We start from the raw sequence: 24,311 nt of genomic DNA, 5'->3' as shown, positions 1-24,311 counted from the left end.
TCCCGGGGGAGAACCGCATGGACGTCGAGCTGATCGGCCTGACCAAGCGCTACGGCGCGGCCATTGCGGTCGACCGCATCGACCTGAAGGTGCCGTCCGGCGCCTATTGCTGCCTGCTCGGCCCCTCCGGCTGCGGCAAGACCACGACGCTCCGGATGATCGGCGGGCACGAGCGCGCCAGCGCGGGCGACGTGGTGATCGGCCCGAAGGCGGTGGGCGACGCCGCCCCGGCCGAGCGCGGCACCGCCATGATGTTCCAGAGCTACGCGCTGTTCCCGCATCTCGACGCGCGCGACAACGTCGCCTTCAGCCTCAAGATGCGCGGGATCGGCAAGGCGGAGCGCCGGACCAAGGCGATGGCCATGCTCGACCTCGTGCAGATGGGCCACCTCGCCGGGCGCCTGCCGGCCCAGCTCTCGGGCGGCCAGCAGCAGCGCGTGGCCCTCGCCCGCGCCCTCGTCACCGGCCCGAAGGTGCTGCTCCTCGACGAGCCGCTCTCCGCCCTCGACCCGTTCCTGCGGGTGCGGATGCGGGTCGAGCTGAAGCGGATCCAGACCGAGCTCGGGCTCACCTTCATCCACGTCACCCACAGCCAGGAGGAGGCGATGGCGCTCTCCGACCTCGTGGTGGTGATGAATGCCGGCCGGATCGAGCAGGCTGCCGACCCGCGCACCGTGTTCGAGCGCCCGGTCACCGCCTTTGTGGCCCGGTTCATCGGCGGCCACAACGTGATCCGGCTGCCGGAGGGGCTCGTCGCCGTTCGGGCGGACCGGATGCGGCTCGGCGCCGAGGCCGGCCCCGCCGCGCGGCCGGCCCGGGTGGTGGCCGTCGAGTACCAGGGCACCAGCGTCCATGTCGGCCTCGACGCCGAGGGGCTGGAGCGCGCGCCCGAGAGCCCCGCCGCCCTCACGGCGATCCTCAGCGACGCGGAGTTCGCGGCCCGCCCGCTCCGCCCCGGCGACATGATCCCGGTCGGCTGGGACGCTTCAGCCGCCCACCGCCTCGACGCCTAACGGAGACCACCATGGACCTGCCCCAGAAGCCGAGCCGGCGCACGCTCCTGAAGGGGGCCGCCGCGCTCGCCGCGACGCCGGTGACCGGCTTCCCGGCGGTGCACGCCGCCGAGCCCGTGACCCTTCGCTATCTCGGCACCGCCGTGAACCAGTCCGCCGACATCGCCAAGAAGGTGAAGGAGGATCTGGGCATCACCCTCGAATACATTCCGGTGGTGACCGACGAGGTGACCAAGCGGGCGGTCACCCAGCCGAACTCCTTCGACCTGATCGACACCGAGTATTTCAGCCTCAAGAAGATCCTGCCCTCTGGCAACCTGCAGGGCATGGACGCCAAGCGGATCAAGCTCGCCGACAAGATCTCTTCGGTCTTCACCAAGGGCGAGGTCGCGGGCAAGAAGATCGGCGACCAGGGCACGGCGCCCAAGAAGGTCTTCTACCTGGAGGGCATCGACTCCAAAAAATTTGCCGGCGAACAGACTCAGTGGATCTCGCTGATCCCCACCGTCTACAACGCCGACACGCTGGGCATCCGGCCGGACCTGATCAAGATGCCCGTCACGAGCTGGAAGGAGCTCCTGAACCCGGCCTTCAGGGGCAAGGCCTCGATCCTCAACATCCCGTCGATCGGCATCATGGACGCCGCCATGGTGGTGGAGGCGACCGGCGACTACACCTACGGCGACAAGGGCAACATGACGAAGCCCGAGATCGACCGCACCATCAAGGTGCTGATCGAGGCCAAGCGCGCCGGCCAGTTCCGCGCCTTCTGGCAGGACTTCAACGAATCCGTGAACCTGATGGCCTCGGGCGAGACGGTGATCCAGTCGATGTGGTCGCCCGCCGTCACCAAGGTGCGGGCGCAGGGCGTGCCCTGCACCTACCAGCCGCTGAAGGAGGGCTACCGGGCCTGGGCCTCGGGCTTCGGCATCCCCAAGACGCTGAGCGGCCGGAAGCTCGACGCGGCCTACGACTTCATCAACTGGTTCCTGTCCGGCTGGGCCGGGGCGTACCTCAACCGGCAAGGCTACTACTCCGCCGTGCTGGAGACCGCCCAGGCGAACATGCAGCCCTACGAGTGGGCCTTCTGGATGGAGGGGAGGCCCGCCGAGAAGGACATCCTCGGCCCCGACGGCACCCTGATCGAGAAGGGCGGCGCCACCCGCGACGGCGGCTCCTTCGACGCGCGGATGGGCGCGGTCGCCTGCTGGAACGCCGTGATGGACGAGAACACCTACATGGTGCGCAAGTGGAACGAGTTCATCGCGGCGTGAGGGCGGTGGGCGCCCGCTGCAAGCGACCGAAGAGTCCCATCCTGCGCGGCCACGCGGCGGCTGGATGGAACGCGGGTCCCCTCTCCCGCACGGGAGAGGGGGCGCGTCGCGCCTTGCGGGAACCGATGCGTGCGCATCGCACCCCACTGAGGAGATGGGACGCATCAGCACGCGTGGGGCGAGCCCGATGAGCGATCTCGCCCTGCCCGCCGCGGCCGCTGCGAACACCGCAGCGCCCACCGTCGCGGCGCGCCCGCGCGGCCGCGCCCTCGCCTATCTCCAGGCCGCGCCACTGGCCCTCGTCTTCCTCGTCTTCCTGGTGGTGCCGCTGGTGCTCACCGGGATCGTCTCGCTCTGGGAGTACAACGAGTACGAGATCATCCCGGCGCTCACCCTGCAGAACTACGCCGACGTGTTCGACGGCTGCCTGTCGGCCGACCTCTGCACGACCGTGCGCACCTACCTGTCGACGGTGAAGTTCGTCGCGCTGACGCTGGCGATCACGCTGCCGCTGGGCTTCGCCATCGCGTACTTCCTGGCCTTCCACATCCGCTCCGGCACGGTGCGGATGGGCCTGTTCCTGCTCTGCACGATCCCGTTCTGGACCTCGAACGTGATCCGCATGATCTCGTGGATCCCGCTGCTCGGCCGCAACGGCCTCGTCAACGACACGCTGCGCACCCTCGGGCTGATCCGCGAGCCAATCGAGGGCCTGCTCTACTCCGACTTCGCGGTGGTCCTGGCCTTCGTGCACCTCGACACGGTGTTCATGATCGTGCCGATCTTCAACAGCCTCGCGCGCATCGACCGGCGGCTGATCGAGGCGGCGCGCGACGGCGGCGCGTCGGGCGCGCAGATCCTCTGGAACGTGATCCTGCCGCTCGCCAAGCCCGGCATCGCCATCGGGACGATCTTCGTGACGACCCTGGTGATGGGCGACTTCGTCACCGTGGGCGTGATGGGCGGCCAGCAGATCGCCAGCGTCGGCAAGGTGATCCAGGTGCAGATGTCCTACCTGCAGTTCCCGGCCGCCGCCGCCAACGCCGTGGTGCTGCTCGCCGCCGTGCTGCTGATGATCCTCGGGCTCACCCGGATGATCGACCTCCGGCGGGAATTGTAGCGATGGACCAGCCCCGCGGCCGCGCCTTCTACCTGCTGGCGGCGGTCTTCGCTCTCTACGTCCTGTTCCTCTACGGGCCGACGCTGACGATCCTGGCGCTGAGCTTCCAGGGCCCGTCCGGCGGCCTGACCTTCCCGATGAACGGCGTCTCGACCCACTGGTTCGCCAAGCTGTGGGAAGGCGTCGGCGTGATCGACATCTGGGCGGCGCTGCGGCGCTCGCTGGCCCTCGGTCTCGTGGTCATGGCGCTCACCGTGGGAATCGCATTCTACGCGGGCCTCGCCTTCCGGAAGGGGTTTCGCGGGGCCGGCCTCGTCTTCGCCCTGGCGGTCTCGAGCCTGATCGTGCCTTCGATCGTGGTCTCGCTGGGCATCGGCCTGGAATTCCGGCTCCTCGACGACGCCGTGAAGGCGTTCGCCGCCGCCACCGGCTGGGGTTTCCTGCAGGATCACGGCACGCTGATGGGCCTCTACAGCTCGGCGCTGGGCGCGCATCTCACCTGGACCCTGCCCTTCGGCCTGCTGATCATGTTCGCGGTGTTCAACCGGTTCGACCCGGCCTACGAGGAGGCCGCCCGCGACCTGGGCGCCAGCGGCCCGCAGACGCTCCGGCACGTGGTGGTGCCGATCCTCGCGCCCGCGCTCGTCGGCGTCGCGCTGTTCGGCTTCACCCTGTCGTTCGACGAGCTTGCCCGCACCAGCCAGGCGATCGGCGGCCGCAACACCCTGCCGCTGGAGCTGCAGGGCCTGACCACGACGGTGACGACGCCGGAGATCTACGCCCTCGGCACGGTCACCACGGCCGTCTCGGCGCTGGTGATCGGGACCGCGCTCGGCCTGACCCTGTGGCTGCAGAAGCGCCGGGCGCGGCGGGCGCTGGCGGGCCTGTGATCGATGCCGGACGGCCGGGCCGCCGCGGGTCGGCGGCGCCGCCGCATTGCCAATCCGCCCCCGCCCGTGTATGCGCACGGCGCGCCCCCGAGACACCCTTGGAGGCAGGGGCGCGCCGGGAAGGATGTGGCCGTCCGCCAGGGGCGGCCTTTTCGTTTTCCGGCTCCAGCAATCGTAAAGGATCACGCCATGAGCGCTGTGAAGACGCTTGAGGCCGTGGCACGCGACCGGGTCGGCAAGGGGGCCGCCCGGGCCGTTCGTCGCCAGGGCCAAGTTCCCGCCGTCATCTACGGGGGTGGCCAGCCGCCGCAATCCATCGCGGTCGACCTCATCCGCACCCGCACCCTGATCTACGCCGGCGGCTTCAAGACCACGCTGTTCGAGATCAACGCCGGCGGCAAGAAGGTCCGCGCGATCCCGCGCGACTTCCAGCTGGACCCGGTGACCGGCGTGCCGCTGCACGTCGACTTCCTGCGCGTCGTCTCGGGCCAGACCGTCACGGTCGAGGTGCCGGTGCACTTCGTCAACGAGGACGCGGCCCCCGGCATCAAGAAGCTCGGCGGCACCCTCAACATCGTGGCCCACACGCTGAGCCTCGACGTCGCCCCCGACCAGATCCCGGACGCGATCGAGGTCGACCTGACCGGCCGCGCGATCGGCGACGTCATCCACGTCTCCGACATCAAGATCCCGGCCGGCACCTACACCGGCGAGCAGACCGACCCGGTGGCCAACATCGTGCCGCCGACCGTGCTGGGTGCCGAGGTGGAGGCCGAGGAGGCCGCCATCGCCGAGGCGCAGTCGGCCGAGGCCGCCGAGGAGAAGGCCGAGGAGTCCGCCGAGGACGAGAAGAAGGACGGCGAGGAGGCCTGAGCCTCAGCGCCACCCGTCACGCGACGCGAGAGCCCCGGCCCTGCCGGGGCTCTCTGCGTTTCGGCTTGATGTCAGGGATAGAGCCGCGCCCGGCTCCAGCCCGCGCCCGTCCGGGTGAAGCGGACCCGGTCGTGCAGGCGGAAATCGCCGTTCTGCCAGAACTCGACGCTCACCGGCGCGATCCGGAATCCGGTCCAGTGCTCCGGCCGGGGGATCGGCCCGTCGCCGTACCGCTCGGACAGCTCCGCCACCGCGTTCATCAGCGTGGCGCGGTCGGCCAGCGGGCGGGATTGCTGGCTGGCGATCGCCCCGAGCCGGCTCTCGCGGCGGCGGCTCTGGAAATACGCGTCGGCCTCCGCGGCCGTGACCGGCGTGATCGGCCCGCGGGCCCGCACCTGCCGGCGCAGGCTCTTCCAGTGCAGCACCAGGGCCGCCTGGGGGTTCTGCGCCAGCTCCTCCCCCTTGGTGGACTGCGTGTTGGTGTAGAAGACGAAGCCTCGGGCGTCGAAGTCCTTCAGCAGGACCATTCGCACGTCCGGCAGCCCGTCCGATCCGGCGGTGGCGAGCGCCATCGCGTTCGCGTCCTCGGGCTCGGAGGCCTCGGCCTCCTTCATCCAGGCCGCGAACAGCCCGACGGGGTCCTCGCTCAGCGTGAAGTCCGCGCTCTTCGGGTCATCGGTCCTTAACTGATCCACGCCAAGACTCCTGCCAGCCGCGTCCAGGGCCTGAGGGGGCACCGACATCGGCATGTTCGGTCGAGCGAATAGCCCGTCGTGAGTCAGGTGTAATGCGGGGATGCGCGTGTAAAGGGCCAAGCCGGCGGTCGCGCATCTGCGCGTCCGTGTCGGTGGTGTCGATGGCGATGGCGATGGCCCTGTGCGGCTGCAGCCAGCCCCTGCTGGTCTTCCGGGGCGATCCGCCGGCGGCGCCGCCGCGCGTCGTCGAGGAGCCGACCGTCACCGGCAGCATCGAGAAGCGGCCTGTGAGCTTCGGGGACGACCTCGCCGAGGAGGATTGGCGCCGGGCGCGGGCCGCCCTGAGCGTCGCCCTGGATCCGCAGGGCAACGGGCGGCCGGTCAAGTGGGACAACCCGGAGACCGGGCTCCACGGGTCGGTCAATCCGACCGGGCTCCCGTACGTCTCGGACGAGCTGATCTGCCGCAACTTCCTGGCATCGGTGATCGCGCCGACCCGCAGCCGCTTCGTCCGCGGCACCGGCTGCAAGCTCTCGGGCGGACCGTGGACGCTCAAGCGCGTCCGGGCCGCGAGCGGCCTCGGACGCTCCTGAACGACGAGGCCGTCGCGCGACGGCCTCCGCGGATCGCCTCAGTAAGGGTAGCCGTAGTACGGCCGCACGCGCAGGCGCGGCTGCGCGGCCGGCGGCGCCGCGTAGCGGGCCGCGGCCTCCGGATCGTAGGTCCGGATGTAGGGGTCGAGGGCCGGGTCGCGATAATTGCCGTTGTTGACCCCGGCCGAGCGGTCGTTGCCGCTCAGCGCCGCGTAGGGGGAGAGGCCGCTCCCGCTGTCGCCGCCGCCACCGCCGCCACCGCCCCAGGCGAAGGCCGTTCCCGGAATGGCGGCGAGGAGCATCGCCGCGAGGGGCATCGTCAGCGTCTTGCGCGTCATGTCCTGTCTCCGCACCACGTCCTTGACTGGCGAACGGTCCAGCTGGAGGTGGAGTTCCCCTCGGCGAACCGCCACCGCCTCGCGACATTGTATCACGACCCGCCAACACGCGTTTATTTGAAGGACGGCGTTTCGATTTTTCCGGTTCATCGTCCAGAAATCGTCCCGCACGTTAAGCTTGAACCTGTAGACAGCCACGCGGCCGTGCTTGATCGTGGCGCGGCGTAACAGCATTCGAGCCTGGCTCGACCGTATCGAGGGTCGAGGCCGGGCGCATCTTGGGTCTGGCCGCCGTGAGCGTCGATACGAAATCCGGCACGCGGGGCGCGGGGCCGACCGGCTGATGGAGCGGGTGATCGGAGGCACGGACCGGCCGTCGGCGACCGGTAGCCGGGCTCCCGCCCGGACGGAGCCGTCGCCCTCCGGGACGCGCGCCCGCACCCGGACCATCGTCGTGCGGCTCGACCGCCGGTCCCTGCGCGGCTGGCACATCCGGCTCCTCGACCAGCTCGGGCAGCGGCCCGACCATCGGATCCGCGTCGCCTGGGTCGAGCACGCGGAGGGCCTGCCGCCGAACGCGGAGCTCCTGTTCCGCCTGGAGGCCGCCATCCACGGCCTGCCGCGGCCGGGCCTGGCGACCGCGGCGGAGCCGGTGGCCCTCGCCCCCTACGAGGCGAGCCCCGACGGCGCGGAGCCCGGCGGGAGCGCCGCCGACCTCGTCCTCGACCTCTCGGACAGCCCCGCGGATCCGGGCCCGGCGCCGGCCTGGCGGCTCGATTACGACGGGATGCCGGGCGAGGCCGGCCTCCTCGCCGCCCTGTTCGCCCACGGGGCGCCGGTGGCGGCCCTGCGCGGTCCGGACGGTGCGCCGGTGGCGATCGGCCGCCTCGGCACGGAATCGCACACGGTGATGCTCACGGCCTTCGAGGGTTACCTCGCGCGGACCATCACGCTGATCCTCGCCGCCCTCGACGGCGCCGCCTCGACGGCGCTCCCCGACGGAGCCGGGGCGCCCCTCCAGCCCGCGACCGCCTACGACCTCGGCGGCCTGGGCGCCCGCCGCCGGGCCGCCGGGGGGCTCGCCCGGCAGATCGCCCGCCGGCTCTACGCCCTCTGCTTCCACGGCCCGCACTGGCGGGTGGGCTGGCGGCGGATCGTCGGCCCCGACCTGATCGACCTGCGCCGGCATCCCGAGGGTGGCTGGCAGGTCCTTCCCGACGACGGGCGCCGCTTCTACGCCGACCCCTTCGCGATCGCTCGGGACGGCGCCGTGACCCTGTTCGTGGAGGAGTTCGACTACCGCCGCGGCAAGGGCGTGATCGCCGCGGTGGATTTCGGGGCGAACGGCCCCCGCGGCCGCCCGGAGCCGGTGCTCGAGCTCGAGACCCACCTCTCCTATCCGTTCGTGTTCGAGGCGGACGGGCAGGTCTGGATGATCCCGGAATCCCACGCCTCCGGGACGATCGACCTCTACCGGGCCACCGACTTCCCGCGCGGTTGGGTCCACGAGGCGGTGCTCCTCGACGGGGTCGTGGCCGGGGACGCGACCCTGCTGCAGCACGGGGGCCACTGGTGGATGTTCGCCACGGTCCGGGCCGGCGGCGGCAGCTACTCCGACACGCTCCATCTCTGGCACGCGCCGCATTTCCGCGGGCCCTGGACGCCGCACCGGCACAACCCGGTGCTGATCGATATCGGCTCCGCCCGGGCCGCGGGCCCGATCGTGGCGCGCGACGGCGGCCTGATCCGGCCCGTCCAGGATTGCCGCCAGGGTTACGGCGCGGCGCTCGGCCTCGCCCGGATCCTCCGCCTCGACGAGGAGGCCTACGCGCAGCAGGTCGAGACGCGCCTGTGCCCGGGCGCGGCCTGGCCGGGTACGCGCCTGCACATGCTGAGCGCCGCCGGTGGCTTCGAGTTCATCGACGGATCGCACCGGGCGCGCCCCCGCCTCTTGGGCTGAGCGCGTCTCTGGGCTGAGCGCGTCTCTGGGCTGAGCGCGCCTCTCGGGCCGAGCCGGGGCCGAACCGCCCCGCGCGGGCCCGTCGGTGCCGAACGGCACCCGCTTACGGCTCGCATCCCGGCCCCGTGCGCGCTAAGCGGGGGCTCCACCTGCGCCGATCCAGCAGAACCGCCGGGACGATCACCATGGCGAGCCCCGTCGAACATGCGAGCTTCCTGCCGCCGGTCCTGACCTTCCTCACGGCGGCCGTGATCGGCGTGCCGATCTTCCGGCTGATCGGGCAGAGCGCCGTGCTCGGCTACCTCGTGGCCGGCGTGCTGATCGGGCCCTCCGGCCTGTCGCTGATCGCCGAGCCCGACACGGCCGCGAGCGTCGCCGAGATCGGCGTGGTGCTCCTGCTCTTCATCGTCGGGCTGGAGCTTCACCTGTCGCAGCTCGTCTCGATGCGCCGCGACATCTTCGGCCTCGGCGCCGCGCAACTCGTCGTCTGCGCGCTCGTGCTCGGCGGCGCCGGCCTCGTGGCGGGCCTCAGCTTCGGCGCCGCCGCGGTGATCGGCCTCGCGCTCGCCCTCTCGGCCACCGCGGTGGCCCTGCAGCTCCTGGAGGAGCGGGGCGATCTCGGCAGCGCCTACGGCGCGCGCGCCTTCGCGGTCCTGCTGTTCCAGGACCTGTCGGTGGTCGGCATCCTGGCGCTGATGCCGCTGCTGGCCTCGGCCGGCGAGGCGACCGACGTCTCCTGGCTCGGGGAGGCCGCGGTCTCCACCGGCAAGGCGCTCGCGGCGATCCTCGCGGTGGTGCTGGTCGGCCGCTACGGCCTGAACCCGTTCTTCCGGCTGCTCGCGGCGAGCGGCGCCCGGGAGGTGATGACCGCCGCGGCGCTCCTGGTGGTGCTCGGCACCGCGCTGCTCATGGAGCAGGTCGGCCTGTCGATGGCGATGGGCGCGTTCCTCGCCGGCATCCTGCTCGCCGAGTCGAACTTCCGCCACCAGCTGGAGGCCGACATCGAGCCGTTCCGCGGCATGCTGCTCGGCCTGTTCTTCATGAGCGTCGGCATGTCGATCGACGGTACCCTCGTGCGCGAGGTCTGGCCGGCCCTGTTCGGCGCGACCCTGGCGGCGATCCTGGTCAAGGTCGCCATCGTGGCCGGCCTGTTCCGGCTGTTCGGCTCGGATACCCTCGGGGCCCTGCGGGGGGCCGCGGTCCTGGCGCCCGCGGGCGAGTTCGCCTTCGTGCTGCTGCCGCAGGCCCAGGATCTCGGCCTCACCGGCGTCACGGCGACGCGCTTCGCGGTGGCGCTCGCCGCGCTGACCATGCTGATCGGCCCCATCGCCGCCAAGGGTCTCGACAAGCTGATCGAGCGGCGCAACGCGCGCAGCACCTTCGCGCTGGAGGAGCCCTCCACCGAGCTGTCCGAGAGCGGCGACGCGCGGGTGCTGGTGATCGGCTTCGGCCGGTTCGGGCAGGTGCTGACGCACGTGCTGATGGCCGAGGGCATCCCGGTCACGGTGATCGACAAGGACGTGGAGCAGTTGCGCGCGGCCTCGCGCTTCGGCTTCCGCATCTACTACGGCGACGGCACGCGCCTCGACGTGCTCCGCGCCGCCGGGATCGGCCGGGTCGAGCTGGTCTGCATCTGCGTCGACGACCGGGAGGGCGCCCTCAAGATCGTCGACATCGTCCACGAGGAATTCTCGAGCGTGCGGACCTTCGTGCGGGCCTACGACCGCCTGCACGCGGTGGAGCTGATGAACCGGGACGTCGACTACCAGATCCGCGAGACCGCCGAATCCGCCCTCGCCTTCGGGCGGGCGGCTCTGGAGGGGCTCGGCCTGTCGCCGGAGGCCGCCACGGCCCGGACCGACGACGTGCGCAAGCGGGACATCGCGCGGCTGGTCCTGCAGCAGGCGGGCGCCCTGCCGGACGGGTCCAGCTGGATGCGCGGCGCCGCGGCCGGGCTGAAGCCCGAGCCGCTGACCGCCCCGGTCCGGCCGGCCCGGGCGCTCAGCACCGAGACCCGCGACCTCGTGGGCAGCGACCGGCGCGAGGCCGCCGAGCGGCTCCTGGAGAAGCCCGCCCTGGCCCCGCAGGAGACGGAAGCCGCCGAGGATCCCGATCCGGAGGCCGAGCTCGAGGCGGAAGGCAGCGCCCGGGATGCGTGACGGGCGGGATGTCTGACATGTCCGACGGGCCGCCCCCGGCGGAGGCGGGCCGCTTCGTCACCGGCTCGATCCTCCGCCACGTCGTGGTGATGGCGGCCACCGGCTCGGTGGGCCTGATGGCGATCTTCGTCGTCGATCTCCTGTCGCTGCTCTACGTCTCGACGCTGGGCGACCCGAACCTCACGGCGGCGGTCGGCTTCGCCGGCATCGTCCAGTTCTTCGCCACGGCGGTGAATATCGGCCTGATGATCGCCGCCGGCGCCCTGGTCGGGAAGGCCGTCGGCGCGCGCGACCGCGCGGCGGCGCGGCGCCTCGCGACCTCGGCGCTGGTCCTCGGCAGCCTCGTGGCCGCCCTCATCGCGGGGCTGATCGCGCTGCTGGCCGGCCCGCTCCTGGCCCTGATCGGCGCGCAGGGCGAGGCGCTGCGGGTGGCCGTCCTGTTCCTCTACATCACCCTGCCGTCGAACCTTCTGCTCGCCGCCGGCATGCTGTTCACCGGGCTGCTGCGCGCGGTCGGCGAGGCGCGGCAGGCGATGTCGGTCACCCTGGCCGGCGCCGTGATCACCGCGCTCCTCGATCCGCTGCTGATCTTCGGGGCCGGCCTCGGCGTCACGGGCGCGGCGATCACGGTCTGCGCGGCGCGCGCGACCTTCGTGGCGGTGGGCGTCCGCGGCGTCGCCCGGCACGGCCTCCTGGGCCGGCCGCGCCTGTCCGATCTGCCGGCCGACGCGGCAGCCCTGGCAGGTGTCGCGGGCCCGGCCGTGCTGACGAACCTCGCCCCCTCGGTGGCGAGCGCCTTCCTGGCGCGTCTGTTCGCCGGCTACGGAGCGGACGCGGTCGCGGCCGCGTCGGTGATCGACCGGCTGACGCCGGTGGCCTTCGGCGGCCTGTTCGCGCTGTCGGGGGCGATCGGCCCGATCCTGGCGCAGAACTGGGGCGCGGGCCTGTTCGAACGGATGCGCGGCGTGCTCGGCGCGGCGATCCGGGTGACTCTGGCCTACTGCGCCGCGGTCTGGCTCCTCCTGACGCTGGCTCGGGGATGGCTCGCCGGCCTGTTCGGCCTGCAGGGGGTCGCGGCCGAGCTGTTCGGCTTCTTCTGCCTCGTCGGCGGCGCGATCTGGTTCTTCAACGGGCTCCTGTTCCTCGGCAACGCCGCCTTCAACAATCTCGGCTTCCCGCTGCGCTCGACGCTGCTGAACTGGGGCCGGGCGACGCTCGGGACGATCCCGCCGGCCATGCTCGGGGCGTCGCTCTACGGCCCCCGCGGCGTGGTGGCCGGGATGGGGGTCGGCTCCCTGGTCTTCGGCGCGCTCGGCATCCTGCTCGCCCGCCGCACGGTCGACCGGCTGGAGGGGGTCGGCCCGCGCCGGCCGGAGCCGGACGTCGCCGCCGAGGCGCCCCACCGGGCGGCGCCGCTGCCGCCGGGGCACGCTCATCCCGAGCCGCTGAGCTGAGACGGCGGCGCGGAGGCACAAGTTCCGCGGGTGGGAACTGGTATTTCCCCGCGCAAAGGGTCACGATGCCCTGTCCCGGGCGGTCCCGGCCGGGACAGGATCGAGGCGTCATGTTCAACCCGCTCGAGATGTTCCAGGCCCAGGGCGAGGCCGGGCTTCAGGCCATGGGCCAGCCGTTCGGCCTGACGACCGAGCAGACGGCCCGCGCCTTCGAGGCGCTGATGCCGGCCCTGACGCTCGGCCTCCAGCGCAGCGTCGGCCTGGACCCGACCGGCTTCGCGCGGATGTTCGGTCTGGAGGCCGCCAAGCCGGCGCCGGCGCAGGGGTTCGAGGCCCTCGGCCAGATGTTCGGCTCGGCGCAGCTGATGCAGGCGGTGCTGCGGCAGGCCTCGGCGACGAGCGGCGTCGGCGCGCAGGTCCTGCGCCAGATGCTGCCGATGATGGCGGGCGCCGTGGTGGCGAGCATCGTCCACGTCATGCTGAACCAGCCGCAGGCCGAGCCGGCGCGACCGAGCGCGCCGCCGCCGCCCGTGCCGTTCCCGTTCGGCCCGGCCTGGGCCGAGATGGCCAGGGCGATGATGCCGGCGGTCGAGCCGCCGGCTCCGCCGCCGAAGCCTACCGCCAAGCCCACCGTCAGGCCCGCCGCCAATCCGCAGGCGAGCGCGGGCGAGGCCGGCTCCGACATGTTCCAGCAGATGCTGCGCACCGGGGCTGAGGTTCAGGGCAACAACATCCGGGCGATGCGGGAGCTGTTCGAGACCTTCTGGCCCACCTCCGGCACGCCGTCCGCGAGCGCCGTGCCTCCGGCGCCGTCGACCAACCCGGCCCGACCGGATCCGGCGCCGGCCGACCCCGCGGCCGGCAAGGGCCGGCGCGGCCGCCAGCCCGGCGGGACCGGTTGACGCGGGGGCGGGGTCCGGTCGAGCGTTGACCCGACCGATCGGAGCGCCACCCTGCCGGCGAGGAGACCCGTCGATGAGCGATTACCTGACCGCCTGGGACGACCACGCCGAGAGTCTCGGCGGGAACGGCGTCGCCAAGCGCACGATCCCGGGCTCGGGCGCCAGCCTCGTGCGCGTGGTCGTCCCGGCCGGCGTCTCGGCGCCGGCGCACAGCCACGATCACGAGCAGTTCGTTCAGGTGCTCTCGGGCTCGGGGATCCTGGAGACCGAGCGAGGCCGCGAGCCGTTCTCGGCCGGCAGCGTGTTCCACTTCCCGGCCGGTGCGTGGCACGCGGCCGCGTTCGAGACCGAGACGGTCCTGATCGAGACGAACCTCGCCCCGCGGGCCTGACGGCGCGACACGCCGTCCGGCCTCAGCCGCCCGCCGAGGCGTCGAACTGCGCCTCCAGACTGACGATGCGCGCCACCGTGTCGCGAGCGTAGCGGATCGCGCCCTCGGCGGTGAGCAGCTGCCCCTCTTGCGGATCGAAGACGATACCGTCCGACTGGGCCGCGCAGGCCGCGACAGCCATCCACGCCCCGACGCAAGCCGGGAGCGTGGCGAAGTAGAAGGCATAGACGCACGTCCACGGCCCGCCGAAGTCGATGTCGGTATAGGTGTCCGTCAGATCCGACAGCGGAATGATCTGGCATTCGAAGCCGGCCTCGCGGCGCCGCCAGGTCGCGGGCAGATGCCCTTGCGTGGCCGGCGGTATGCGCGCGGCGTCGAGTTTCAGATCGAACCCGTTTTCGTGGATGGCCGCCTGCCATTCCGCCACGCCAGGCATCGCGCCCGCGCAGAGCGCCTAGGCTTCCATGCTCATGGCAACCTCTCTCCGAGCAGGATCGCGGATATTGACAGTCCCTTGACCGAGTTTCCTCGTCTCAAGTGAACCTCCATGAGGAGAAAACTGTCATCCACGCCGACATCTCTGCGCAGTTCGCGCGCGCGAGCTGGCGTCTACTGCGCCTTGCCGGTCTTGATATCCCAGATCGCTCGAACCGGGGCAGCGCTGGTCCTGCTGTCGCGCGATGAAGGCCAGGCCGAGCCGAAGCTCAGTGATGGAATAATCCAGGACATCCGGCAGATCACAGTACCGCATCGCGTCTCTGATCCTCGAAACGTTCATGATTTATTCCATGACTTTTTTCCTTTTATCGAGCCGTTGGTGGCAGAGAAGGAAAATATGCCGGCAGCACTCTCGAGGTCGCCGCGGCAGGCTGCGACAAATTATTCTTGGCGCGCGAGCAAAATGCCTGTGCTTGGCCTGAGCCCTCGGCGCGTGTAGGAATCCCACCTTCAACGCCCGCCCGTGCACGCCGACGAAAGGCCGGGCATCGCCCCTACCAGAACAGAGGCAGACCATGAGCGCCGGTACCGCCGCCGACAAGCACTTCTCCAACAGCTTCTTCGCCGCCCCGCTGACGGAAGCCGACCCCGAGATCGCCGAGGCGGTGGCCAAGGAGCTCGGCCGCCAGCAGCACGAGATCGAGCTGATCGCCTCGGAGAACATCGTCTCCCGCGCCGTGCTGGAGGCTCAGGGCTCGGTGCTCACCAACAAGTACGCCGAGGGCTATCCGGGCCGGCGCTACTACGGCGGCTGCCAGTTCGTGGACATCGCCGAGGGTCTCGCCATCGAGCGCGCCAAGCGCCTGTTCGATTGCGGCTTCGCCAACGTGCAGCCGAATTCCGGGTCGCAGGCCAATCAGGGCGTGTTCCTGGCGCTGATGCAGCCCGGCGACACCTTCCTGGGCCTCGACCTCGCCGCCGGCGGCCACCTGACGCACGGCGCGCCGCCGAACGTCTCGGGCAAGTGGTTCAAGCCGGTCTCCTACACGGTGCGCCGCGAGGACCAGCGGATCGACATGGAGCAGGTCGCCCAGCTCGCCCAGGAGCACAAGCCGAAGGTGATCATCGCCGGCGGCTCGGGCTACCCGCGCCACTGGGACTTCGCCAAGTTCCGCGAGATCGCCGACTCGGTCGGCGCCTACTTCATGGTCGACATGGCCCACTTCGCGGGCCTCGTGGCGGCCGGCGTCCACCCGTCGCCGTTCCCGCACGCCCACGTCGCCACCACGACGACCCACAAGACCCTCCGCGGCCCGCGCGGCGGCATGATCCTGACGAACGACGAGGCGCTCGCCAAGAAGTTCAACTCGGCGATCTTCCCCGGTCTCCAGGGCGGCCCGCTGATGCACGTCATCGCCGGCAAGGCGGTGGCCTTCGGCGAGGCGCTGAAGCCCGAGTTCAAGATCTACGCCCGCCAGGTGGTGGAGAACGCCCGGGCGCTCGCAGACACGCTGATCTCGGGCGGCTACGACATCACCTCGGGCGGCACCGACAACCACCTGATGCTGGTCGACCTCCAGCGGAAGGGCCTCACCGGCAAGGCCGCCGAGGCGGCCCTGTCGCGGGCGCACATCACTTGCAACAAGAACGGCGTCCCCTTCGACACGCAGAAGCCGACCATCACCTCGGGCATCCGGCTCGGCACCCCGGCCGGCACCTCGCGCGGCTTCGGCGTCGCCGAGTTCAAGCAGATCGGCGGCTTCATCGTCGAGGTGCTGGACGGGCTCGCCGCCAAGGGTGAGGCCGGCGACAGCGCGGTCGAGGCCGACGTCAAGACCCGCGTCCACGCACTGACGGACCGGTTCCCGATCTACGGCTGAGGCAAGAGGGCCGCTTGAGCCGGGGCCGGTCTTCCGGGCCGGCCCGCGGTGGATTAGGAAACGGCCGCGGATCCGACCGGTCCGCGGCCGTTTCCATGCCCGAGTAGCGAGATCCATGCGCTGTCCCTACTGCGGCGGCTCCGAGACCCAGGTGAAGGACTCGCGGCCCTCCGAGGACGGCGCCGCGATCCGGCGCCGCCGGGTCTGCCCGGACTGCGCCGGCCGCTTCACCACCTTCGAGCGCGTGCAGCTCCGCGAGGTCGTGGTGCTCAAGCGCTCGGGCAAGCGCGTGCCGTTCGACCGCGACAAGCTCCAGCGCTCCATCGACGTGGCGCTGCGCAAGCGCGCCGTCGATCCGGAGCGGATCGAGCGGCTGGTCAGCGGCATCACCCGGCAGCTCGAGAGCGCGGGCGAGCCCGAGGTGACCTCCGAGGCAATCGGCGAGCTGGTGATGGCGGGGCTGAAGGGCCTCGACGACGTCGCCTACGTGCGCTTCGCCTCCGTCTACAAGAACTTCCGCGAGGCCCGGGACTTCGAGGAGCTGCTCGGCACGCTGAGCGACGGCACGCCGGTACCGGCGGCCGCGCCGGGTCCGGAGGGCGACCCGGAGCCCGAGGCGTCGGGGCGGCGCCGCGCCGGGCGTCCATGAGCGGCGACCCGAACTTCATGCGCCTCGCCCTGGCGCTGGGCCGACGCGGGCTCGGCACCACCTGGCCGAACCCGTCGGTCGGCGCCGTCGTGGTCGAGCCCGAAACCGGCCGCATCCTCGGGACGGCGGCCACGGCGCCGGGCGGGCGCCCGCACGGGGAGCCCGTGGCGCTCGCCGCCGCCGGCGAGGCCGCCCGCGGCGCGACCCTCTACGTCACCCTGGAGCCCTGCTCCCATCACGGCCGCACGCCGCCCTGCACCGACGCCATCCTGGCCGCCGGGATAGCCCGGATGGTCAGCGCCCTGGAGGATCCCGACCCGCGGGTGGCCGGGCGCGGCCACGACCTCCTGCGGCGGGGCGGCGTCGCGGTCGAGACCGGGCTGATGCGGGACGAGGCGGCGCGCGACCATGTCGGCCACGTCACCCGGGTGACCCGCGGCCGCCCGGCCCTGCACCTCAAGCTCGCCCGCACCCGCGACGGCTTCTGCGCTTCCGCCGGGCCGGAGCGCCTGCGGATCACCGGGCCGGTGGCGGACGGGGCGGTCCACCTGTGGCGGGCCCACGCCGACGCGATCCTGATCGGCATCGGCACCGCCCGGGCCGACGACCCGTCGCTGACCGTGCGGCTGCCGGGCCTCGGCACGCGCTCGCCCCTGCGGGTCGTGCTCGACACGCATCTGCGGCTCTCCCCGGCGAGCGTCCTCGCCCGCACCGCCCGCGACACACCGACTTTGGTGCTCACGACCCGCTCGGCCCCGGCCCACGCGCGGCGGGCCCTGGAGGCCCTCGGCGTCGAGGTCGCCACCGTAGCGGCGGACGCGGCCGGCGGGATCGACCTTCCGGCGGCCCTGGCGCGTCTCGGCGAGCGCGGCCTGACCCGCCTGTGCAGCGAGGGCGGCCCCCGCCTTGCGGAGGCGCTGGCCCGGGCCGATCTGATCGATGCCTGCACGCTGGTCACCGGGCCGGCGGAGCTGGGCGCAGCGGGCGGCCTGCCGGCCCTGGGCCCGGCCCTGGCGGAAGCCCTAGCGGGCGAGCGGTTCCGGGAGGCCGAGCGGCTGCAGCTCGGGCCCGACACGGCCGTGACCTACGAACGCAACAGGACGTAAGCGATGTTCACGGGCTTGGTCAGCGCTATCGGCACGGTCGTCTCGGTCTCGGGCGACGGTGACCTGCGCCGGATCGCGATCCGCGCCGCCTACGATCCGGCGACGATCGCGCTCGGCGCCTCGATCGCCTGCGCCGGACCGTGCCTCACCGCCGTGTCGGTGGAGCCCGCCACGGGCGGCTGCGTCTTCGCGGTCGACGCCGCCGCCGAGACGCTGGCGCGCACCACCGTCGGCACCTGGGCGGCGGGCACGCGGATCAACCTCGAACGCTCCCTGAAGATCGGCGACGAGCTCGGCGGCCATCTCGTCACCGGCCACGTTGACGGCATCGCCGAGATCGTGGAGCGCGTGAGCGTGACGGCCGATGCCTGGGGCGCCAGCGAGCGCTTCACCCTGCGGGCCCCGGCCGCCGTGAAGAAGTTCATCGCCGAGAAGGGCTCGGTCTGCCTCGACGGCACCTCGCTCACCGTGAATGCGGTCGCGGACGACCTGTTCTCGGTGCTGCTGATCCCGCACACGCTCCAGGTCACCACCTGGGGAGAGCGGCGGCAGGGGGACCGGCTCAACCTCGAGGTCGACCTGATCGCCCGCTACGCCGCCCGGCTCGCCGAGGCGCGTGTCGGCTGAGCAAGCCTCCCGTCCTTGCGAGCGCGGCGAAGCAACCCAGCGACACGCCCCGTCTGGCAATCGCGCGCTGCCCTGGGTTGCTTCGCTGCGCTCGCGAAGACGGCGCGTCAGCGCGGCGGGATCGAGTAGGTGCCGGTGGCGTGGCAGACGAGGTCGGGGTTGCCCGCGGCGGTGATCGACACCTCGCCGACGGCGAGGCGCCGGCCGAGCTTGAGCAGCCGGCATTCGGCCACGAGATCCCCGGTGGCGGGCTTGCGCAGGAAGTTGAAGGTGAGGCTCGTCGTCACCGCGAGCGCCACCGGACCGATATTGGCCAGGATCGCCGCGTAGAGGACGTAGTCGGCGAGCGCCATCATGGCCGGCCCCGACACGGTCGCGCCGGGACGCAGGAAGCGCTCGTGGGCTTCGAGCCGCATCCGCGCCGAGAGCGGTCCCACGGCCTCGAGGTGGTAGGCGCGCCCGCCCGCCTGCATCTGCGGGAATTCGCGGTCGAGGAAGTCGCCGGTCTCGGCGAGGGTGAGGATCGTGGCGGTCATCGCTCCATGCAGCACGGCGGTACTGCCGAGGCAATCACGAGGCCTTCGGAACCGCCGTCCTGATCGGAAGGTCCCGGTCGATCGGCCGGTGCCGTCTTGGCGAGCGGCGCGAAGCGATCCAGTCGGCGCTACATTCACCGATGTCGCGCGACCCTGGGTCACTTCGCTGCGCTCGTGATGACGGAGGGCTGCCACCATCGAGGGTTTCGGCCGGACGCCACATCAGGACGAGGAATCGGGCGGGAGGCGCCCTCCCGCCGTCCTGCTCAGAAGAAGATCGGCCGCGCGCTGGCGGTGATCTCGCCGAGCACCGTGCCGCTGGCCGGCTCGACCTCCTTGAGCACCACGTCGTAGCCCCAGAGGTCGGCGAGGTGCTGCAGCACCCGCTTGGCGTCGTCCTTCTGCAGGGTGATCTTGTTGATCGCCTTGTGGTGCAGGATCAGGCGCCGGTCGCCCTCCAGATCCACGTCCACCACCTCGATGTCGGGGTCGAGCCACGCCACGTCGTACTGCCGCGCGAAGGAGCGGCGCAGCTTGCGATAGCCGCGCTCGTCGTGGATCGCCTCCACCCGCAGCTCCGGCTCCTCCGGATCGTCGACCACGTGGAACAGGCGCAGATCGCGCATCAGCTTGGGCGACAGGAACTGCTGGATGAAGCTCTCGTCCCGGTAATTCTCCCAGCAATCGCGCAGGACCGCCATGGCGTCGCCGACCCCCGCGATGTCGGGGAACCACGCCCGGTCCTCCTCGGTCGGCTGCTCGGCGATGCGGGCGATGTCCTGCATCATCGCGAAACCGATCGCGTAAGGATTGTGGCCGCCGTAGGAGCGGTCGTCGTAGTTCGGCTGCCGGATGACGTTGGTGTGCGACTGCAGGAACTCGAGATAGGCCGCCTCGGTGATCTGCCCGGATTCCGACAGGGCGTTCATGATCCGGTAGTGGCAGTAGGTGGCGCAGCCCTCGTTCATCACCTTGGTCTGGCGCTGCGGATAGAAGTACTGGGCCACCAGGCGGACGATGCGCAGGATCTCGCGCTGCCAGGGGCGCAGACGGGGCGCGGCCTTCTCCAGGAAATACAGGATGTTCTCCTGCGGCAGTTCGAGCAGCGCCTTGCGCCGCTCGGCGGCCGCGTCCGGACGCGCTGTGCCGATCTTTTGCGGCAGGGTGCGCCAGAGATCGTTGTAGATCTGCTCGCCGTGCTCGATCCGCTCGCGCTCGCGCCGCTGCTCGGAGGCGAGGTCCGGCCGCTTCTTGCGCGGGTAGCGGTGGACGCCCTGGCTCATCAGCGCGTGGGCGGCGTCGAGCACCTGCTCCACCGCCTGGTGGCCGTAGCGCTCCTCGCAGCGGGCGATGAAGCCCTTGGCGAAGTCGAGGTAGTCGAGGATGCCCTCGGCGTCGGTCCACTGCCGAAACAGGTAGTTGTTCTTGAAGAAGTGGTTGTGGCCGAAGGCGGCGTGCGCGATGACCAGCGTCTGCATCGTCGCCGTGTTCTCCTCCATGACGTAGGAGATGCACGGGTCCGAGTTGATGACGATCTCGTAGGCGAGCCCCATCAGGCCGCGGCGGTAGCCGGCCTCGTGCTGGGCGAAGTGCTTGCCGAACGACCAGTGCTTGTAGAACAGCGGCATGCCGATCGACGCGTAGGCGTCGAGCATCTGCTCGGCCGTGATGATCTCGATCTGGTTCGGGTACCACGACAGGCCGAGCTGCGGCCCGGCCACCGCCTCGCAGGCGTCGTGGATCCGCCGGATCGTGTCGAAATCCCAGTCGTTGCCGGTGAACAGCGGCTTCTGGTTGCCCGCGATGATCTGGGGCGTGCGTGCCTTGACGAGCGTCATGCGGCCTCCCGATCGGTCGATGCGTGCGACGGCATCACGCCTCCGCCTCGGCGCGGCCTTCCTTGCGGCCGAACAGCTCGCGGAAGACCGGGTAGATCTCCCGGCGGTGGTTGACCTTGCGCATGGCGATCGGGCCGCCGGCCTTGGCGATGGCCTCGTAGGTTCGCCACAGGGTGGTGCGGTGCTCGACGAAGCCGGCGCGGGGACCGTTCTCGTCGCCCACCTCCAGATAGGCGAAGTGCTGGCAGGCGGGCAGGATGTGCGACCGCAGCAGCTCCGTGGAGGTCGGCCCGTCGGACGAGACGTTGTCGCCGTCCGAGGCCTGGGCCGCGTAGATGTTCCAGTCGTTCGGGTCGTAGCGCTCGGCGATGACGCGCTTCATCTCCACGAGCGCCGACGAGACCAGGGTGCCGCCGGTCTCGCGGGAGCCGAAGAAGGTCTCCTCGTCCACCTCGGTCGCCCGGTCGGTGTGGCGGATGAACACGATCTCGACGTGCCGGTAGCGGCGCGTCAGGAAGATGTGCAGCAGGATGTAGAATCGCTTGGCGAGGTCCTTCATGTGCTCGGTCATCGAGCCGGACACGTCCATCAGGCAGAACATCACAGCCTGCGCGATCGGCCGCGGATAGGGCTCGAACCGGCGGAAGCGCAGGTCGATCGGGTCGACGTAGGGGATGCGCTTCGCGCGCTCGCGCAGCCGGAACAGGGCCTGCTCCAGGTCCGGCCGCTCCGGGTGCCCCTCGGCGAGGGCGTCGAGCCGGGCCTCCAGGGCCGCGACCTCGTCGGGCTTCGGGCGCTTGAGGGCGATCCGCCGCGACATCGAGTTCCGCAGGGTGCGGGTGAGCGCGAGGTTCGCCGGCGAGCCGGTGACCGTGTAGCCCGCCCGGCGCAACCCTTCCGTCTCGACGATGGCGAGGCGACGCTTGGCGAGGTCCGGCAATTCCAGATCCTCGAGGAAGAGTTCCAGGAACTCCTCGCGGGTGAGCACGAAGCGGAACGCGTCCTCGCTGTTCTCGCCGCCCTCCCCGCCCTCGCCGGAGCCGCGACCGCCGCCGCTGCCCGGCGGGCGCTCGATCGTGTCGCCCTCCACGTAGGTCTTGTTGCCGGGCAGGATGTGGTCCTGCAGGCCGGTGCCGGGCTGGCGCGAGAAGCGGGGCTCCCGGACGCCGTCCGCCGGCACGGTGACGCGGCCGTCCTTGCCGAGATCCTTGATGTCCTTCTCGCGGGCGGATTCCCGCACCGCGCGCTGGGCCACGTCCTTCACGCGCCGCAGGAAGCGCTGGCGGTTCGGGAGGCTCTTGCCGCCCGGGTTCAAACGTCGGTCGACGATGTGCATCCGCTGCGAAAACCCTCGTCCGCGTGCTCCGGCCGGGTCCGGACCCTTGTCGTACCATGCTGTCACCGGAGGGAAGGATCCCTCTTTGGCAGCAGGGCCGCGATCTTCGCCGGCCGGTCGTCCGAAACTGTGGCGGCGGAGGGTCGGAACGGGGCCCGGCCGACCGAGCGGGCCGGTCGAGCCCCGTCGTCCCTCAGCCGGCCTGCTTCACCCGCATGTACCACTCCACCAGGCGGCGGACCTGCCGCTCGGTGTAGCCGCGCGCGACCATGCGCTCGACGAACTCGCCGTGCTTCTTCTCGGTCTCGCCGTCCTTCTTCGAGCCGAAGGAGATCACCGGCAGCAGCTCCTCCACCTGGGAGAACATCCGCCGCTCGATCACCTCGCGCAGCTTCTCGTAGCTGGTCCAGCTGGGATTCCGGCCGCCGTGCTGCGCCCGGGAGCGCAGGGCGAACTTCACCACCTCGTTGCGGAAGTCCTTCGGGTTGGCGATCCCGGCGGGCTTCTCGATCTTGGTCAACTCCTGGTTCAGGAGCTCCCGGTTCATGAGCTGGCCGGTCTCGGCGTCCTTGAAGTCCTGGTCCTCGATCCAGGCGTCGGCGTAGTCGATGTACCGGTCGAACAGGTTCTGCCCGTAATCGTGGTACGATTCGAGGTAGGCCTTCTGGATCTCGTGGCCGATGAACTCCGCGTAGCGCGGGGCCAGTTCGGTCTTGATGAATTCCAGGTACTTCTTCTCGGTCTCGGGCGGGAGCTGCTCGCGGCGCAGCGACTGCTCCAGCACGTACATCAGGTGCACCGGGTCGGCCGAGACCTCGGTGGTGTCGTGGTTGAAGGTCGCGGCCAGCACCTTGAAGGCGAAGCGGGTCGAGATCCCGTCCATGCCCTCGTCGACGCCGGCCGTGTCCTTGTACTCCTGCATCGAGCGGGCGCGGGGATCGACCTCGCGCAGGGACTCGCCGTCGTAGACCCGCATCTTCGAGAAGACGTTGGAATTGGCGTGCTCGCGGAGCCGCGACAGCACCGAGAACCGCGCCAGCATCTCCAGCGTGCCGGGGGCGCAGGCCGCGTCCGACAGCTCCGAGCCGGAGATCAGCTTCTCGTAGATCCGCTGCTCCTCGGTGACACGCAGGCAGTACGGGACCTTGATCACGTAGATCCGGTCGATGAAGGCCTCGTTGTTCTTGTTGGTCTTGAAGGTCTGCCACTCGGCTTCGTTCGAGTGGGCGAGGATCACGCCGGTGAACGGGATCGCGCCGATATTCTCGGTGCCGACGTAGTTGCCCTCCTGCGTCGCGGTGAGCAGCGGGTGCAGCATCTTGATCGGCGCCTTGAACATCTCGACGAACTCGAGGATGCCTTGGTTCGCCCGGTTCAGGCCGCCCGAGTACGAGTAGGCGTCGGGATCGGCCTGCGACAGCGTCTCCAGCCGCCGGATGTCGACCTTGCCGACGAGCGAGGAGATGTCCTGGTTGTTCTCGTCGCCCGGCTCGGTCTTGGCGATGGCGATCTGGCGCAGGCGCGACGGCCGGACCTTGATCACCTTGAAGCGCGAGATGTCGCCGTTGAACTCGTCGAGGCGCTTCAGCGCCCAGGGGCTCATCAGGCCGGTCAGCCGCCGGCGCGGGATGCCGTAGCGGCGCTGGATCTCCTCGCCCATGGTCTCGGGGTCGAACAGGCCCAGCGGGCTCTCGAAGACCGGCGACACTTCGTCCCCAGCCTTGAGTACGTAGACGGGGTGAACCTCCATCAGGAGCTTCAGCCGCTCGGCCAGCGACGACTTACCGCCGCCCACCGGCCCGAGCAGGTAGAGGATCTGCTTGCGCTCTTCCAAGCCCTGCGCGGCGTGGCGGAAGAACGAGACGATCCGCTCGATCGTCTCCTCCATGCCGTAGAATTCGCGGAAGGCCGGGTAGGTCCGGATCGTCCGGTTCATGAAGATCCGGCCGAGGCGCGAATCCCTGGCGGTGTCCACGAATTCCGGCTCGCCGATCGCCGCGAGGATGCGCTCGGCGGCCGAGGCGTACATCAGGGGCTCGTCGCGACAGGCCTCCAGGTACTCGGAGAGCGTCATCTCCGTGTCGCGGCGGGCCTCGTACCCTCGGGCGAAGCTCTGGAAAAGGTCGTTCGTCGCATGCATCGGCATTCGATAACCCTCTCAGACCGTGACAGCTTCATCCTGTCTCGGCTCGGATGCAACCGACAGGCCCGCTTTTGTCGCAGTGCGGCGAGCATGGCG

General features: G+C 71.0%; 22 protein-coding genes. 15 read left to right on the top strand and 7 right to left on the bottom strand.

Annotation, left to right across the window (positions count from 1 at the left end):
* Window positions 1-17: 17 nt before the first annotated feature.
* The 5 genes from C4T42_RS21325 (at window position 18) to C4T42_RS21305 (ending at window position 5,170) form a co-directional block, all read left to right on the top strand.
* On the top strand, window positions 18-1,013 hold the full coding sequence (locus C4T42_RS21325; protein ID WP_020093852.1) for an ABC transporter ATP-binding protein: 996 nt from the start codon (window positions 18-20) through the stop codon (window positions 1,011-1,013).
* Window positions 1,014-1,024: 11 nt separating this feature from the next.
* Window positions 1,025-2,287, top strand: a complete 1,263-nt coding sequence (locus C4T42_RS21320) for an extracellular solute-binding protein (protein ID WP_103985842.1) — start codon at window positions 1,025-1,027, stop codon at window positions 2,285-2,287.
* A 187-nt stretch (window positions 2,288-2,474) separates the two neighbouring features.
* Window positions 2,475-3,407 (top strand): ABC transporter permease, encoded by a 933-nt coding sequence (locus C4T42_RS21315; protein ID WP_020093854.1) that lies wholly within the window; start codon window positions 2,475-2,477, stop codon window positions 3,405-3,407.
* 2 nt (window positions 3,408-3,409) lie between these two features.
* Entirely contained in the window at window positions 3,410-4,297 is an 888-nt protein-coding gene (locus C4T42_RS21310; RefSeq protein WP_020093855.1) for an ABC transporter permease, read from the top strand.
* Window positions 4,298-4,486: 189 nt separating this feature from the next.
* Window positions 4,487-5,170, top strand: coding sequence for a 50S ribosomal protein L25/general stress protein Ctc (locus C4T42_RS21305; protein ID WP_020093856.1), 684 nt, complete (start codon window positions 4,487-4,489; stop codon window positions 5,168-5,170).
* A gap of 71 nt (window positions 5,171-5,241) precedes the next feature.
* Here the strand turns inward: C4T42_RS21305 and pdxH are convergent, their stop codons facing one another.
* Window positions 5,242-5,865 carry a pyridoxamine 5'-phosphate oxidase gene (pdxH, locus tag C4T42_RS21300; RefSeq protein ID WP_020093857.1) on the bottom strand — a complete coding sequence of 208 codons (624 nt, stop codon included), beginning with the start codon at window positions 5,863-5,865 and terminating at the stop codon, window positions 5,242-5,244.
* Window positions 5,866-5,957: 92 nt separating this feature from the next.
* Here pdxH and C4T42_RS21295 point away from each other — a divergent pair, with 92 nt between their 5' ends.
* Complete coding sequence (locus C4T42_RS21295; protein ID WP_026605034.1) at window positions 5,958-6,458, top strand: RT0821/Lpp0805 family surface protein; 501 nt, start codon at window positions 5,958-5,960, stop codon at window positions 6,456-6,458.
* A gap of 38 nt (window positions 6,459-6,496) precedes the next feature.
* Here the strand turns inward: C4T42_RS21295 and C4T42_RS21290 are convergent, their stop codons facing one another.
* Complete coding sequence (locus C4T42_RS21290; protein WP_020093859.1) at window positions 6,497-6,796, bottom strand: hypothetical protein; 300 nt, start codon at window positions 6,794-6,796, stop codon at window positions 6,497-6,499.
* Window positions 6,797-7,139: 343 nt separating this feature from the next.
* On the opposite strand from C4T42_RS21290, the gene C4T42_RS21285 reads away from it, so the two are divergent.
* The 5 genes from C4T42_RS21285 (at window position 7,140) to C4T42_RS21265 (ending at window position 13,662) form a co-directional block, all read left to right on the top strand.
* A complete protein-coding gene (locus tag C4T42_RS21285; protein ID WP_020093860.1) occupies window positions 7,140-8,756 on the top strand; it encodes a hypothetical protein in 1,617 nt (538 codons plus the stop codon).
* A gap of 185 nt (window positions 8,757-8,941) precedes the next feature.
* Window positions 8,942-10,915 (top strand): monovalent cation:proton antiporter-2 (CPA2) family protein, encoded by a 1,974-nt coding sequence (locus C4T42_RS21280; protein WP_020093861.1) that lies wholly within the window; start codon window positions 8,942-8,944, stop codon window positions 10,913-10,915.
* A gap of 17 nt (window positions 10,916-10,932) precedes the next feature.
* Window positions 10,933-12,369 carry an MATE family efflux transporter gene (locus C4T42_RS21275; RefSeq protein WP_103985841.1) on the top strand — a complete coding sequence of 479 codons (1,437 nt, stop codon included), beginning with the start codon at window positions 10,933-10,935 and terminating at the stop codon, window positions 12,367-12,369.
* A 110-nt stretch (window positions 12,370-12,479) separates the two neighbouring features.
* Entirely contained in the window at window positions 12,480-13,271 is a 792-nt protein-coding gene (locus C4T42_RS21270) for a DUF937 domain-containing protein (RefSeq protein WP_020093863.1), read from the top strand.
* A 73-nt stretch (window positions 13,272-13,344) separates the two neighbouring features.
* Complete coding sequence (locus tag C4T42_RS21265; protein WP_103985840.1) at window positions 13,345-13,662, top strand: cupin domain-containing protein; 318 nt, start codon at window positions 13,345-13,347, stop codon at window positions 13,660-13,662.
* 22 nt (window positions 13,663-13,684) lie between these two features.
* Here the strand turns inward: C4T42_RS21265 and C4T42_RS21260 are convergent, their stop codons facing one another.
* Window positions 13,685-14,089, bottom strand: coding sequence for a hypothetical protein (locus C4T42_RS21260; RefSeq protein ID WP_244603254.1), 405 nt, complete (start codon window positions 14,087-14,089; stop codon window positions 13,685-13,687).
* Between the two features lie 586 nt (window positions 14,090-14,675).
* Between C4T42_RS21260 and glyA the strand changes: the two genes are divergently transcribed.
* From glyA to C4T42_RS21240, 4 genes are all read left to right on the top strand, one after another.
* A complete protein-coding gene (glyA, locus tag C4T42_RS21255) occupies window positions 14,676-15,980 on the top strand; it encodes a serine hydroxymethyltransferase (protein ID WP_103985839.1) in 1,305 nt (434 codons plus the stop codon).
* Between the two features lie 115 nt (window positions 15,981-16,095).
* Window positions 16,096-16,629, top strand: a complete 534-nt coding sequence (gene nrdR, locus C4T42_RS21250) for a transcriptional regulator NrdR (RefSeq protein WP_056523583.1) — start codon at window positions 16,096-16,098, stop codon at window positions 16,627-16,629.
* On the top strand, window positions 16,626-17,735 hold the full coding sequence (gene ribD, locus C4T42_RS21245) for a bifunctional diaminohydroxyphosphoribosylaminopyrimidine deaminase/5-amino-6-(5-phosphoribosylamino)uracil reductase RibD (RefSeq protein WP_103985838.1): 1,110 nt from the start codon (window positions 16,626-16,628) through the stop codon (window positions 17,733-17,735). Before nrdR ends, ribD begins: the two co-directional genes overlap by 4 nt.
* Window positions 17,736-17,738: 3 nt before the next feature.
* Entirely contained in the window at window positions 17,739-18,362 is a 624-nt protein-coding gene (locus C4T42_RS21240; protein WP_103985837.1) for a riboflavin synthase, read from the top strand.
* 107 nt (window positions 18,363-18,469) lie between these two features.
* Here C4T42_RS21240 and C4T42_RS21235 read toward each other — a convergent pair whose 3' ends face one another.
* The 4 genes from C4T42_RS21235 to C4T42_RS21220 form a co-directional block, all read right to left on the bottom strand.
* Window positions 18,470-18,898, bottom strand: coding sequence for a PaaI family thioesterase (locus C4T42_RS21235; RefSeq protein WP_103985836.1), 429 nt, complete (start codon window positions 18,896-18,898; stop codon window positions 18,470-18,472).
* Window positions 18,899-19,164: 266 nt separating this feature from the next.
* On the bottom strand, window positions 19,165-20,736 hold the full coding sequence (locus tag C4T42_RS21230) for a SpoVR family protein (protein ID WP_103985835.1): 1,572 nt from the start codon (window positions 20,734-20,736) through the stop codon (window positions 19,165-19,167).
* A 34-nt stretch (window positions 20,737-20,770) separates the two neighbouring features.
* A complete protein-coding gene (locus tag C4T42_RS21225; protein WP_020093871.1) occupies window positions 20,771-22,072 on the bottom strand; it encodes a YeaH/YhbH family protein in 1,302 nt (433 codons plus the stop codon).
* Window positions 22,073-22,265: 193 nt separating this feature from the next.
* On the bottom strand, window positions 22,266-24,218 hold the full coding sequence (locus C4T42_RS21220; protein WP_020093872.1) for a PrkA family serine protein kinase: 1,953 nt from the start codon (window positions 24,216-24,218) through the stop codon (window positions 22,266-22,268).
* Between the last annotated feature and the right edge of the window lie 93 nt (window positions 24,219-24,311).

Origin of the sequence: Methylobacterium sp. 190mf (assembly GCF_900107945.1) — a bacterium.
Lineage (GTDB): Bacteria > Pseudomonadota > Alphaproteobacteria > Rhizobiales > Beijerinckiaceae > Methylobacterium.
The sequence above is the reverse complement of the archived record's forward strand: the minus strand, read 5'-3'. Positions and strand labels throughout refer to the sequence as shown.

Excerpts from the sequence above, each read along its gene's own strand:
- C4T42_RS21295 (WP_026605034.1), top strand. The coding sequence starts at position 5,958 with ATGCGGGGATGCGCGTGTAAAGGGCCAAGCCGGCGGTCGCGCATCTGC.
- nrdR (WP_056523583.1), top strand. The coding sequence starts at position 16,096 with ATGCGCTGTCCCTACTGCGGCGGCTCCGAGACCCAGGTGAAGGACTCG.
- ribD (WP_103985838.1), top strand. The coding sequence starts at position 16,626 with ATGAGCGGCGACCCGAACTTCATGCGCCTCGCCCTGGCGCTGGGCCGA.
- C4T42_RS21325 (WP_020093852.1), top strand. The coding sequence starts at position 18 with ATGGACGTCGAGCTGATCGGCCTGACCAAGCGCTACGGCGCGGCCATT.
- C4T42_RS21275 (WP_103985841.1), top strand. The coding sequence starts at position 10,933 with ATGTCCGACGGGCCGCCCCCGGCGGAGGCGGGCCGCTTCGTCACCGGC.
- C4T42_RS21220 (WP_020093872.1), bottom strand. The coding sequence starts at position 24,218 with ATGCCGATGCATGCGACGAACGACCTTTTCCAGAGCTTCGCCCGAGGG.
- C4T42_RS21320 (WP_103985842.1), top strand. The coding sequence starts at position 1,025 with ATGGACCTGCCCCAGAAGCCGAGCCGGCGCACGCTCCTGAAGGGGGCC.
- C4T42_RS21240 (WP_103985837.1), top strand. The coding sequence starts at position 17,739 with ATGTTCACGGGCTTGGTCAGCGCTATCGGCACGGTCGTCTCGGTCTCG.
- C4T42_RS21285 (WP_020093860.1), top strand. The coding sequence starts at position 7,140 with ATGGAGCGGGTGATCGGAGGCACGGACCGGCCGTCGGCGACCGGTAGC.
- C4T42_RS21305 (WP_020093856.1), top strand. The coding sequence starts at position 4,487 with ATGAGCGCTGTGAAGACGCTTGAGGCCGTGGCACGCGACCGGGTCGGC.
- C4T42_RS21265 (WP_103985840.1), top strand. The coding sequence starts at position 13,345 with ATGAGCGATTACCTGACCGCCTGGGACGACCACGCCGAGAGTCTCGGC.
- C4T42_RS21310 (WP_020093855.1), top strand. The coding sequence starts at position 3,410 with ATGGACCAGCCCCGCGGCCGCGCCTTCTACCTGCTGGCGGCGGTCTTC.
- C4T42_RS21225 (WP_020093871.1), bottom strand. The coding sequence starts at position 22,072 with ATGCACATCGTCGACCGACGTTTGAACCCGGGCGGCAAGAGCCTCCCG.
- C4T42_RS21290 (WP_020093859.1), bottom strand. The coding sequence starts at position 6,796 with ATGACGCGCAAGACGCTGACGATGCCCCTCGCGGCGATGCTCCTCGCC.
- C4T42_RS21235 (WP_103985836.1), bottom strand. The coding sequence starts at position 18,898 with ATGACCGCCACGATCCTCACCCTCGCCGAGACCGGCGACTTCCTCGAC.
- C4T42_RS21280 (WP_020093861.1), top strand. The coding sequence starts at position 8,942 with ATGGCGAGCCCCGTCGAACATGCGAGCTTCCTGCCGCCGGTCCTGACC.
- C4T42_RS21230 (WP_103985835.1), bottom strand. The coding sequence starts at position 20,736 with ATGACGCTCGTCAAGGCACGCACGCCCCAGATCATCGCGGGCAACCAG.
- glyA (WP_103985839.1), top strand. The coding sequence starts at position 14,676 with ATGAGCGCCGGTACCGCCGCCGACAAGCACTTCTCCAACAGCTTCTTC.
- C4T42_RS21270 (WP_020093863.1), top strand. The coding sequence starts at position 12,480 with ATGTTCAACCCGCTCGAGATGTTCCAGGCCCAGGGCGAGGCCGGGCTT.
- C4T42_RS21315 (WP_020093854.1), top strand. The coding sequence starts at position 2,475 with ATGAGCGATCTCGCCCTGCCCGCCGCGGCCGCTGCGAACACCGCAGCG.